An 11,127-nucleotide genomic window follows, 5' to 3' on the forward strand; every position below is an offset into this window, starting at 1 on the left:
CTAATATTAGATGTCTCTTTTTATTAAGAGATGAATCGTTTTGGAGAGTGAAACCAATCAGCAAACTCGATCGTTTAGATTGAAGGAAGCCTAGAGTTGAAGAATATCCTTCCCATGAAGGAATCGATTATGCCGCATTCTAAACACGATTCTGGTTCTCACGATTCGCTCCGCGAAGCTCCGAAGGGTTTGGCAAAGCCAAGTCTAGAAGATCGACGCGCCCTCACCTTTCAAGAAACTTACATTTGTCCGATTTGCCGCCACGGTCACATCGAGTCTCTGACCTTGATGGATGCGTTTGCCTGTAATTTTTGCCGTCACATCTTCACCGCCAATCTGCGAGAACAGTCTATTCATGTTGAAGATAGTTCTCAACCCATGACCTGGCGTTGGACAGGGCGAAATTGGCAAGCCGCAAATCAGCTTGATGTCGATTTAACGGTCGTGATCTGGCTAGTGAGCGTGGCGCTGGTGGTCTTGCCTCCTTCGCTGATTTGGCTTTCGTCTCACGCTTTTCCACCGCTTGACGGCAGCCCTGGGTCTTGGCTACCTACGGTTTGGATCGGGCTGACTTTTGCGCTGCATTTCGGGTTTGTGTCGTGGTTGATGGCAGAACACTATCAGTTTCCGTTCTATGTCTCGAGTAAGGTGCGACTGCGGCGGTTGCTCGATCAGCGTTAAGCACTTGCTGAAAAAGATTTAGCGTTTGGACGGGGATCTGCCAAACCTTTTTCGCATATCGTAGAAGCTGAACCTCCAGTGTAAAGCTCTCATTATGCCGATGGACTTCAGTGCAGCAATTCCCACGTTTATCATTACTTTACGTGAGGGTGTCGAGGCGGCTTTAGTCGTTGGAATTGTCTTGGCGTATCTCAACAAATCCAACAAATCTAATCTGAATGGCTGGGTTTACAGTGGCATCGGAACGGGTATTTTAGCCAGTGGTTTAGTGGGCTGGCTGTTTGTCTGGACGTTGCAACTTCTAGAGCGCTCAAATCAGCCTTATGCGCCAGCCTTGAAGCCGATTTTAGAAGGCGTGTTTGGAGCCGTTGCGATCGCGCTGCTCAGTTGGATGCTGATTTGGATGACAAAACAAGCTAAATCTCTCAAGTCCGAGGTTGAACAGGAGATTGGCAAAGCGGTTAACCGTGGCGCAGGTTGGGGAATTTTTGGAATTATTTTCTTTGCAGTTCTGAGAGAAGGGTTTGAAACAGTTGTTTTTATTGCGGCTCAGTTTCAGCAAGGCTGGCTTCCGGTTGTCGGCGCGATCGCTGGGTTAATTGGCGCGATCGCGATCGGAATCGCGTTGTTCAAACTGGGGATCAAAATCAACTTACGGCAGTTCTTTCAGGTGATGGGTGTGTTTCTCCTGCTGATCGTTTCAGGATTGGTGATCTCAGCGCTTGCCCATTTCGATAAAGGCGCATTTATTTTGTCTCAGCTTGATCCTCGGTTTGCTTCGGTTTGCGTTGCCGCAACAGATCAGTCTTGCTTTTTAGGAAAGTTAGTCTGGGATACGTCGCAAGCATTACCGGCTAAACAATTTCCTGGCGTTATTTTGCATACGCTATTTGGATATGTGGATCATCTGTATGTTGTCGAAGCGATCGCATATGTTCTATTTCTTCTAACTGTTGGTGGTCTCTACTTCCAAAGCTTGGGTGCAACATCGACCCCCACTCAGCCTAGTGCTGTTGAAAGCTAATAGAACTTGGGCACTGACTGGCAGGATAATTTTCTAATTTGTCAGAACGTAAGCGAGACAATCGCACTACTCCTGAACCTTGAATTTAGAAGTACCTAGATGTCCTCGTTGAACACTAAATTATGGTGTCTTAATCTCAGCATCTAATCCGGTGATTCTCCTAGCTTTGTCCGGAACGTTACTTCCAGAACATTACTTAAAAGATGTTTGAGAAGCTGGGTGGTCGGTAAAAAAGCTCTCCAGGTATAGGCTTGAATCAACCATCACCCTTCTCCCTTGCCTTTTAACCACGATTTCCTCATTTAGGACAAACAGACTATACCCAGCGTAGGGGCAGATATCTAAGAAATTCCTGAACATGATTAGAAATGTATAAAGCAAAAGATACAGTATGAAACCGCAACAACTGAGCAAAGAACTCCGTGAAGGAGATAGCCCTGCCTTACAGCGCCGTCGGTGGATTATGGGGCTGTCGCTGCTTGGGGCATCAATGGGACAAATCGTCTCGCTCTACCAAACCGGAGTCTTAAAAGAACTACCTGATCTGCCCATCCCGTTTGTTGATTCCGATCGCGTTGATGCTTCCAACTATGCTTACAGTCGGCTCAATACTCCAGATGGTCCATTAATGGTCATCAACTATGGCATCACGGCATGGCTGACCTCAACCGGGGGGCAAAACCGCGCCCGCGAAAGCCCACTGATTCCGATCGCAATGGGTGCCAAGCTTTTGGTTGACTGTGTTGCTTCTACTGAATTGGCTGGTGAAGAATGGAGTGAAAACAAAGCGTTCTGTGAATACTGCCAAGTCGCAACGCTTTGTTCGTTTGCATCCCTGGCGCTGGCAGTACCTGAGGTATTAACTGCCGTTCAGACTCTGTTGGGTCAGTCAGGAGAGAATACCGAATCAGCCAGTGGTGCTCGGTAAGAAATTAATCTAATCCTATTAAAAGAATGATGACTACAGGCGGGTGGGGCAAACAAAGTTCGCCCCACCTTTCTAAATCTGTCACCCTTGCCTTCTAAGTTGGTATTAACTCTAGGAAATTTTGTTGAGAAATTCATCTAGTACTGTGACGAAGCGATCGGGCTGCTCCAAATGGGGAATGTGACCACAATCAGGGATAATGCTCAAATATCCTTGCTGTAAATGATTCACAGCCGCTTCAGCCTGCGTTTTGGGAAAGATCAAATCATCTGCTCCCCAGACCAGCAATGTTGGCATTTGTAACTGCGGAAGTGAATCAACCATCACGCTACGTTGTCCAATTGGGTTAAGTTGGGCGCGGAGTGACGACAACGTGGCTTCCAAAAAGCCAGAGGTCTGTGCCAGAGACTCTTGTTCGGCATACCACTCGACGGGGATCTGCTCAGGGTGGGCAAATTGTAAGGCAGCTCGCGATCGCGATCGCATCACCGCGCCAACGGGTGTGCGGCATCCGGCAACGCCAATTTCACCATAGACAGGCAGGGTCAAGGAAGACAGCAATGGATTAACCGCTTCACCCAGCCCACTGCTATCAATTAGAACTAAGCCAGCAATTTGTGCAGGATGGAGGAGGGCAAGCTGCATGGCAATCAAACCACCGAACGAGTTCCCAGCTAATACGGCACGATCGACTGCGATCGCCTTGAGAAAATCAGTAGCAAACTGGGTGAGGAATTCGACGGAATAGTCTCGGATCGGTTTTGCACTTTCACCATTACCAGGAAAATCAGGTGCATAAACACGATACTTTTCGCCTAGCTTGGGCAGCACCCATGACCAGTCCAGTGCACTCTCACCCGTTCCATGAAATAACACAAGCGGTAAGCCTTCATTTCCACTTTGAAAGTATCGGATCGAAAGCCCGTTTAAATTGATTCGCTGTTCTTGAACTATCATCTTCGGTTTATTGTAGTTTTCAATTACACCAATCTCATCACACTTCATACCAAATCAATTGATACCTGCTACAGATGCTTGGGGATAATCCCCCAACGCCTTAAAAAGGAGGAGTAAAAGTGGGGGAAAGGGAAGTAAGAGCGGAGGTTCAGTTCCCCTCTCAGGGGTTTAGGGGTGATCGAGGAGCCGTGGCAATGCAACATAAATTTAGTATCGAATTTGGCATCAAGTGTGATGAGCACCATTCACCCGCAGCACCTCCCCCGTAATGTAACTACTCGTGATGGGTGAAAGCAAGAATGCTACTGCCCAAGCAATCTCTTCCGGTTTGCCAAAGCGACGGAGCGGAATTTCAGACACAATCCGGTCTTTGAGCTTATCTGGGATCGCCTGAACCATCTCTGTTTCAATGAATCCCGGTGAAACTGCATTGACCCGGACTCCATATCTCGCGGCTTCTCTCGCTAGCGATTTGGTGAAGCCAATCAAAGCCGACTTAGAGGCTGAATAGTTCGTTTGACCAAGATTTCCCCGTTCACCAGAAATGGACGTGATGGAAACTAGGGCGCCTTCACCCTGCTCATATAACTTAGGAATCACAGGCAAGAAGGCGTGATAAACCCCTTTTAAGTTTGTATCGAGCACCACATCCCAATCCTCGCTAGTCAGCTTTTGAAAGAAGTTATCGCGGGTGATTCCAGCATTGGCAACAACTCCGTAAACGGTTCCTAATTTTTGCTCGACTTGCTCTACGGCTGTTGCCATTGCATCTTTGTCGGTGACATCTGCTTGAATTGCCAACGCTCCAGTGGAGAGATCAGGTTCACTGCGATAGGTGTAAGCAACATTGGCTCCTAACTCCTGTAACACGTGAACGATCGCGGCTCCGATACCCCGGTTGCCACCTGTAACAAGCACCACTTTGTCTTCCAGTCCTAATGATTTCATCCAGCCAACGTCCTTGATTGCAGATTGTTGATTGCAGGTTGTTGATTGCAGACTAAAGGCGTTCAATCGCGATCGCAGTTCCTCCGCCTGTCCCGTGGCAAACTGCCGCTAAGCCCATCTGTCCGTTTTGCTGTTGCAGTGCATTCAGCAGAGTGACGATAATGCGGGCTCCGGATGCGCCGATTGGATGTCCGAGTGCGATCGCGCCCCCGTATACATTTAATTTTTCGTAGGGAATGCCCAATTTGCGATGAAACAAAACGCTGCTGAGGGCAAACGCTTCATTATTCTCGAACAAGTCAAAATCGTAAATTCTCAGGTTGAGTTTGTTCAGCAGTTTATTAACTGCCAGAATAGGAACTTCTGGAAACCGCCACGATTCTCCCCCAACCCACGCTCCGCTGACGAAGCGGGCAATGGGCTTAAGCCCATACCGCTCTACTGCCGATCGACTTGCCAAAACTAGCGCAGCGGCTCCATCTGAAATTTGGCTGCTGTTGCCTGCGGTGAATACACCATCGTCTTGAAAGGCAGGTTTAAGTTTTGCGAGACTTTCTAACGTCGTTTCTGAGCGAATTCCTTCATCTCGATCAATCACTTGTGTCCCCTTCTTCCCAGCAATCTCGACGGGAACGATTTCAGACTGAAACCAGCCTTTGTCAGTAGCGATCGCGGCTCGTTGCTGTGAGTTGAGGGCAACGTCATCGAGATCAGCCCGTGTCACCTGGTAGGTAGCAGCCAAACGTTCTGCCTGCGTGCCCATCGTTTCGGCAGTGGTGGGATCGGTAAGCCCATCGTAGAGCAAAATATCGGTGACTTGTTCGGGTGATCCCAGCAGCGATTTGTATCCCCAACGGGCGCGGTGTGACAAAAAGAAACCCGTTTGAGACATCGATTCCATGCCGCCAGCCAAAACAATCTCCGCTTCTCCAGAACGAATGGTAGCCGCAGCGTTAATGACGCTCATCATGCCCGATGAGCAGACCATATCAACGGCATACCCATTAACGGTGTCTGGAATCCCCGCTTTAAAAGCTGCCTGACGCGGCAAAGACTGCCCGTGTCCGGCTCTTAGCACGTTGCCGAGGATGTATAAGTCCAACGCTTCTTTGGGTACACCCGATCGCTCTAGTGCAGCTTGCATGGCGATCGCGCCCAAATCCACCGGAGAAAACCCTGCCAACACTCCTCCAAAGCGACCGAGAGGTGTCCGCACTGCTGACACGATATAAGCTTCTTGCATTCACTTTTCCCTACTGTTAAAACATGATTAAAACTGACTTCAAGGTGCTTATTCTCAAAATTTTTGAGTAAACAAAATCAGCAAATTATGAATTTCATACATCCGAAAACATTGCTGAATATTGGTTACTATTGAGTATGGTTGTAAATTGAGCAGTTAGCATTAGTTAATTAGCAAAAGGAGAGATTTCAATGGATTGGTCTAACAATTTTGAGCAGTTTTTGGCTCAAGTCAGCGAAACTCAAAGACAGCTTTTCAAAAGCTGGACTTCTGCTATGCCGGGGATGCAAGATTCCACTAGACAAGATATGCGTGAGAACTTTGATAATGCTGTGAATTTCCAAGAACAAGTTGTAACCAGTTCTCTAGAATTTCAAGCTCGTGTAACTCATCTTTCGCTCGAATCTCAGAGGCAACTTTGGCAAAATTACTTCAATATGCTGCGAAGCAAGTAGGTGAAATAGCCAAATCCAAGTATAAAAAAGCCCCCAGGAAACGGTCTTGGGGAGCTCTTTTATACTTGAATAGCCTGTAAAGAAAACTCTGCATTATCTTTCCTTAAAGTTTGAATTTCGCCAATAATTCATAAGTTAAAGATTAGTCTGGTTATTCTCCCCAATCATCTACCTAATGAAAGAGCCAAACATTAGGAATTTTTGTTTCTAACAATACATTGATATGTTGCTAAGAATACCTTTTTAATGTGTTCAAAGTTACTGCAACTAATTCTTTCTTGATGCTTTATGATGCCTTATCTAATTCTCGCTTTTAGCCAGTTCGCGATCGTAGGTGGTAAATCCTGTTTTACTTTGCTGCTGACATACATGCCAATGTGTCCGGTTAGGAAGGATCGCACTGTATAGTCTTCGCTACCAATGTATTGCTCAAGTGCGATCGAAGATTGAGGTGGAACGAGATGATCGTGTTCTGCATAAATGTTTAGAACAGGGATTTGAATGTTCTGCAAATTCACTCGTTGACCGCCGATGTCGAGCGATCCGCGAATCAATTTATTGTCTTGGTAAAAATCTTTGATGAACTGACGATAAGCTTCCCCAGCCTGATCGGGACTATCAAAAATCCATTTTTCCATCCGCAGGAAGTTTAGCAATTTGTCTTCACGATCAGCAATTTCTGCTAAACCGACGTACTTTTCAATGCCAAGCTGAAATGGTTTGAGCATCAAAAATTCAAGATTTAGAAATTCACCGGGAATGTTGCCCAGTGTATCCACCATCAAATCCACATCAAACGCTTTTGTCGCTAATGTGCATCCGCTCCAAAGATTGAGCAGTCCCTCCTGAACGTGAAAATCAACGGGAGTTACCATCGTAATCAGCGTTTTCACTTTCTTAGGAAAAAGGGCACTGTAGCAAAGGCTAAATACTCCACCCTGACAAATGCCTAACAGATTGATTTGCTCAATGCTCAGGCGATCGCAGACAACATCAATACAGCGATTGAGATAACCGTTGATGTAATCGTCCAGAGTCAACCAGCGATCGGCTCGACTTACATAGCCCCAGTCGATCAAATAAACATCCAAGCCGAGTTTTAGTAAATCTGCAACCAGCGATCTATCCGGTTGCAAATCAACAATATAGGGACGATTGACCAACGCATAAACAATGAGAATGGGGATGCTTAGTGAATGTTCAACCGAGGGCGTGAAGCGATAGAGCGTGACTTTATCTTCCTGATAAATCACTTCTTTGGGAGTTACCCCAACCTGAATATCTTCCTCGCGCAGTTTGCCGAAGATTGCGGCTCCCTGGGTTAGTTTTTCAATTGACTCTAAGTCATTGGCAAAGGGGTATTTCATAAATTGTATTTCACAAACTATAGTTCCAAAGCGGGTTCACCTTGATTGTTGGAATATAAAAACAGAAACACACTGTAGAGAATCGCAAAGACCAGGTCAATAGTTCCTGGAATTAAATACAGTGGGTGGATGTTTCCATTAGAGTGTGATAAGCCAGGAGCGCAAAAACTAAAGATTGAACACAAATTCCAAATTTGATGATCCCGCGATTATTAGAAATGTCATTGCTAACCCATCAGTAAGCAACGTCAATGAAAAATACTAACCCAGAAAACAGTTGTGAGTATTCAAAATTGACGAGCGGCTGATCATTTAGAAAATTGCGCGGCCAAGAACCAGCGGAGAACAACGCTGAACCCTCAGCACAGGAATGACTGATTTCGTCAAAAATACAGACTTCAAAACCTCAAGTTCTGCATGGTTAAATGTCCTCCTGTTCTTGATCGCGCTCCTTCTGCGACTCCATAAAGGCTTGTTTGAGGCTCTTCACTTCCTTACGCAACTCATAGATACTGCGGTGAATTTCGTCTACTTCGCTGCGAGTAGGGAGATCGTTCCCCTTTAGAAGCACTTCCATCAATTGTTGCTGTTGTTTTCTAAAGGTTATGGCTGCATCTAAAAACTTTCCTCGAACCTGAAGCGGATGTTCTGATTGAAACGCTTGGGCAAACGCGCGATCGAACAGTTGACTCCACACCTGTAAAAATTGCTGCCAATGCTGAATTGTTTCTCCCGTTTCAGCCAGGGATAGTAACACGCGCAGAAACTCCTCAACAGTTTTGAGCCAAACCTCCAATAGCACAAGCTGGTAATCAAAACTTGCGTGCTGTAAGTTAAACCATGCTTCTAGGCTTTGAAATAGTTTGTGGTTGAACTCGCGGGTATATCCAAGGTGGGGACTTTGCAAAAAATGATTCATTTAGAGCTGTCCCTCATTCCTTGTGTGACTGCAAAGGCGGCTGCAACAGTGGCGATCGCTCCCCACTTCAACACGGGATTCTTATCCACCCAATCCAAAACGCTAGGAATAACCATGTTGTTAAAGTCTCCATCCACTCTGGTATCGCTCAACACAGGCTCATACAGGTTGTTTGGATCATCTTCAGACTTAGGCTCCTTGGTTTGCTGAAGCGGAAAGCCAATCTGGAGCAATAGCGCATCCACAAGCGAAGGTGAAAGCTTCTGCAAGAAATCCAGCACTCTAGCAGAATCACCCACAAAGAAATCGCGGGTGGAATGAGTTGCCGTGTAGAGAATTGCATCCGTAACCAGCCTGGGATCATAATAGGGCGGGATCCCGGCAGGCTGTACGCCTAAGCGCGTTAAGGCGTTGTCCCAAAAGGGTGTATTAATCACCGAAGGTCTGATGCTGGTGACGCTGATCGGAATGCCTTCATGCTGCAACTCTACCCGCAGCGACTCTAGAAAGCCCTCAACTCCATGTTTCGCAGAACAGTAGGAGCTTTGTAGTGGCAGCGATCGCAGTCCCGCGATCGACGAAAGATGAATTAATGCTCCCCGTCCTTCTCGCTTCAGATGCGGGATCGCTGCCATTGCACCATAGACTTGTCCTAACAGGCTAACTTCAATTACCCGCTTAAACTCTTCGGGTTTGGTTTCCTCAAAGAGGGCAAACACAACGGTAGCGGGCGCATGGACCCATGTGTCAAGCCGACCGTACATCTCTACTGCTTTATCTGCGATCGCCTTAACCTGATCAAATTCTGCAACATCAGCAATAACTGGAGTCACTTCGCCTTGAAAGCTGAGAATTTCATCCACTAAGGATGCAAGCTTCTCCTCACTGCGACCGGAGACAACGACCTTTGCTCCCTGTTTGGCAAACTGAAGGGCTGTCTCTCGCCCAATTCCGCTAGAGGCTCCAACAACCACGACAACCTGATCCTGAATTGACTTCAGTTGCATAGAAATATACTCCTGTTTGATCTCAGGAGAATAGCAATTGCCACTTGCTCTAACCTCTGCCTGGTGAAAGATTCGTCCAAGGAAGGAACAAGAGTTTTGGCTCCGCGTATTTATTGAGTGGGAGAAAGGATCGGAGGGATCTACGACCTGCTTTATGAAGAGGGCTATCTTGAATGGCGTCAGTCCTGAGAGAAACGTGATTGGAAGTCTTCAACTTTTTTCTCCACTTTCTAGTGATACGTGTTATTCTGGTTAAGGTCAAAACACCGCAAGGGTCGCTAGCTCAGCGGTAGAGCATTCGGCTTTTAACCGACTGGTCCCGGGTTCGAATCCCGGGCGACCCATAAAATAGCTGGTAGTTCGTAGTCTGTCTGTCGTCATCAGGAAAACTTTTCCAGTGCGGCTTGTGGGCTACGAATTCTTTTTCCGGTACGATGAAAGACTCCCTTCAGCATAGACACTCATGGGCAGTACATTTGGGCATCTGTTTCGCATTAGCACATTTGGAGAATCGCATGGCGGCGGTGTGGGTGTCGTGATCGATGGTTGCCCACCGCTCATTGAGATTTCAGCGGAAGAGATTCAGGTGGAGCTAGATCGGCGGCGTCCAGGACAGAGCAAAATTACGACGCCTCGCAAGGAAGCCGATCAGTGTGAGATTTTGTCGGGCGTGTTTGAAGGAAAGACGCTGGGAACGCCGATCGCAATGTTGGTACGAAATAAAGACCAGCGATCGCAGGACTACGATGAGATGTCGGTGAAATACCGTCCGTCTCATGCGGATGCAACCTATGACGCAAAGTATGGGATTCGCAACTGGCAGGGCGGCGGGCGATCTTCGGCACGAGAAACAATTGGGCGAGTCGCAGCAGGCGCGATCGCTAAGAAGATCCTCAAAGAAGCGGCAAATGTTGAAATCATCGCCTATGTCAAGCGTATCAAAGACATCGAAGCGATGATTGATTCGAGCGCTGTGACGATGGATCAAGTTGAAAGTAACATTGTGCGGTGTCCGGATGCCGAGTGCAGCGATCGTATGATCGATTTGATCGAGCAAGTTCGCAATCAGGGCGACTCGATCGGTGGCGTAGTCGAGTGTGTAGCAAGACGGGTTCCGGTCGGTTTAGGAGATCCCGTGTTTGACAAATTAGAAGCCGATCTAGCGAAAGCGATGATGTCTCTGCCTGCGAGCAAGGGATTTGAAATCGGCTCAGGCTTTGCCGGAACGCTGCTCACCGGAAGCGAACACAACGACGAATTCTATTCTGACGGCGGCACGATTCGGACGGTGACGAATCGCTCTGGCGGTGTGCAAGGCGGCATCTCGAATGGTGAAGACATTGTGATGCGAATTGCCTTCAAGCCAACGGCAACGATTCGCAAAGAACAGCGTACTGTGACGAATGATGGAGAAGAAGTCACACTGGCAGCGAAAGGCCGTCATGATCCGTGCGTTTTGCCGAGAGCTGTGCCAATGGTTGAAGCGATGGTGGCGTTGGTATTGTGCGATCACTTCTTACGGCAGCGCGGACAGTGCGGAGATTTGTCCTAGGTTCTGTTGACCTTTCAGCGAAGTTCAATCAGCAAGGCTGTGAAAT

11 protein-coding genes and 1 tRNA gene are annotated in these 11,127 nt (G+C 47.3%); 6 read left to right on the top strand and 6 right to left on the bottom strand.

The window, feature by feature from the left end; all coding sequences use genetic code 11:
* The first annotated feature begins 129 nt into the window (after positions 1 to 129).
* The 3 genes from AC5I6P_RS23875 (at position 130) to AC5I6P_RS23885 (ending at position 2,633) form a co-directional block, all read left to right on the top strand.
* Positions 130 to 681 carry a hypothetical protein gene (locus AC5I6P_RS23875; protein WP_495696267.1) on the top strand — a complete coding sequence of 184 codons (552 nt, stop codon included), beginning with the start codon at positions 130 to 132 and terminating at the stop codon, positions 679 to 681.
* Positions 682 to 775: 94 nt separating this feature from the next.
* Positions 776 to 1,705 (top strand): FTR1 family iron permease, encoded by a 930-nt coding sequence (locus AC5I6P_RS23880; RefSeq protein WP_495696268.1) that lies wholly within the window; start codon positions 776 to 778, stop codon positions 1,703 to 1,705.
* A gap of 391 nt (positions 1,706 to 2,096) precedes the next feature.
* Complete coding sequence (locus AC5I6P_RS23885; protein WP_495696269.1) at positions 2,097 to 2,633, top strand: vitamin K epoxide reductase family protein; 537 nt, start codon at positions 2,097 to 2,099, stop codon at positions 2,631 to 2,633.
* Positions 2,634 to 2,744: 111 nt separating this feature from the next.
* Here AC5I6P_RS23885 and AC5I6P_RS23890 read toward each other — a convergent pair whose 3' ends face one another.
* The 3 genes from AC5I6P_RS23890 to phaA form a co-directional block, all read right to left on the bottom strand.
* Positions 2,745 to 3,590, bottom strand: a complete 846-nt coding sequence (locus tag AC5I6P_RS23890; protein WP_495696270.1) for an alpha/beta fold hydrolase — start codon at positions 3,588 to 3,590, stop codon at positions 2,745 to 2,747.
* 225 nt (positions 3,591 to 3,815) lie between these two features.
* Complete coding sequence (locus AC5I6P_RS23895; RefSeq protein ID WP_495696271.1) at positions 3,816 to 4,538, bottom strand: SDR family oxidoreductase; 723 nt, start codon at positions 4,536 to 4,538, stop codon at positions 3,816 to 3,818.
* Positions 4,539 to 4,590: 52 nt separating this feature from the next.
* Complete coding sequence (gene phaA, locus AC5I6P_RS23900) at positions 4,591 to 5,781, bottom strand: acetyl-CoA acetyltransferase PhaA (RefSeq protein ID WP_495696272.1); 1,191 nt, start codon at positions 5,779 to 5,781, stop codon at positions 4,591 to 4,593.
* Between the two features lie 191 nt (positions 5,782 to 5,972).
* Here phaA and AC5I6P_RS23905 point away from each other — a divergent pair, with 191 nt between their 5' ends.
* The gene (locus AC5I6P_RS23905; protein ID WP_495696273.1) at positions 5,973 to 6,236 is read left to right on the top strand and encodes a hypothetical protein; all 264 of its coding nucleotides are present in this window, start codon (positions 5,973 to 5,975) and stop codon (positions 6,234 to 6,236) included.
* A gap of 296 nt (positions 6,237 to 6,532) precedes the next feature.
* Here the strand turns inward: AC5I6P_RS23905 and phaC are convergent, their stop codons facing one another.
* From phaC to AC5I6P_RS23920, 3 genes are all read right to left on the bottom strand, one after another.
* Positions 6,533 to 7,603 (bottom strand): class III poly(R)-hydroxyalkanoic acid synthase subunit PhaC, encoded by a 1,071-nt coding sequence (gene phaC, locus AC5I6P_RS23910; RefSeq protein WP_495696274.1) that lies wholly within the window; start codon positions 7,601 to 7,603, stop codon positions 6,533 to 6,535.
* Between the two features lie 421 nt (positions 7,604 to 8,024).
* Entirely contained in the window at positions 8,025 to 8,522 is a 498-nt protein-coding gene (locus AC5I6P_RS23915) for a poly(R)-hydroxyalkanoic acid synthase subunit PhaE (protein ID WP_495696275.1), read from the bottom strand.
* Positions 8,519 to 9,529 (bottom strand): SDR family oxidoreductase, encoded by a 1,011-nt coding sequence (locus tag AC5I6P_RS23920; protein WP_495696276.1) that lies wholly within the window; start codon positions 9,527 to 9,529, stop codon positions 8,519 to 8,521. Before AC5I6P_RS23920 ends, AC5I6P_RS23915 begins: the two co-directional genes overlap by 4 nt.
* A gap of 272 nt (positions 9,530 to 9,801) precedes the next feature.
* Here AC5I6P_RS23920 and AC5I6P_RS23925 point away from each other — a divergent pair.
* Positions 9,802 to 9,873, top strand: a tRNA-Lys gene (locus AC5I6P_RS23925).
* A 119-nt stretch (positions 9,874 to 9,992) separates the two neighbouring features.
* Positions 9,993 to 11,081 carry a chorismate synthase gene (gene aroC / locus AC5I6P_RS23930; RefSeq protein ID WP_495696277.1) on the top strand — a complete coding sequence of 363 codons (1,089 nt, stop codon included), beginning with the start codon at positions 9,993 to 9,995 and terminating at the stop codon, positions 11,079 to 11,081.
* Positions 11,082 to 11,127 lie beyond the last annotated feature (46 nt).

The organism is Myxacorys sp. (assembly GCF_059501405.1).

Excerpts from the sequence above, each read along its gene's own strand:
- AC5I6P_RS23875 (WP_495696267.1), top strand. The coding sequence starts at position 130 with ATGCCGCATTCTAAACACGATTCTGGTTCTCACGATTCGCTCCGCGAA.
- AC5I6P_RS23895 (WP_495696271.1), bottom strand. The coding sequence starts at position 4,538 with ATGAAATCATTAGGACTGGAAGACAAAGTGGTGCTTGTTACAGGTGGC.
- AC5I6P_RS23915 (WP_495696275.1), bottom strand. The coding sequence starts at position 8,522 with ATGAATCATTTTTTGCAAAGTCCCCACCTTGGATATACCCGCGAGTTC.
- phaC (WP_495696274.1), bottom strand. The coding sequence starts at position 7,603 with ATGAAATACCCCTTTGCCAATGACTTAGAGTCAATTGAAAAACTAACC.
- AC5I6P_RS23880 (WP_495696268.1), top strand. The coding sequence starts at position 776 with ATGCCGATGGACTTCAGTGCAGCAATTCCCACGTTTATCATTACTTTA.
- AC5I6P_RS23920 (WP_495696276.1), bottom strand. The coding sequence starts at position 9,529 with ATGCAACTGAAGTCAATTCAGGATCAGGTTGTCGTGGTTGTTGGAGCC.
- AC5I6P_RS23905 (WP_495696273.1), top strand. The coding sequence starts at position 5,973 with ATGGATTGGTCTAACAATTTTGAGCAGTTTTTGGCTCAAGTCAGCGAA.
- AC5I6P_RS23890 (WP_495696270.1), bottom strand. The coding sequence starts at position 3,590 with ATGATAGTTCAAGAACAGCGAATCAATTTAAACGGGCTTTCGATCCGA.
- aroC (WP_495696277.1), top strand. The coding sequence starts at position 9,993 with ATGGGCAGTACATTTGGGCATCTGTTTCGCATTAGCACATTTGGAGAA.
- phaA (WP_495696272.1), bottom strand. The coding sequence starts at position 5,781 with ATGCAAGAAGCTTATATCGTGTCAGCAGTGCGGACACCTCTCGGTCGC.
- AC5I6P_RS23885 (WP_495696269.1), top strand. The coding sequence starts at position 2,097 with ATGAAACCGCAACAACTGAGCAAAGAACTCCGTGAAGGAGATAGCCCT.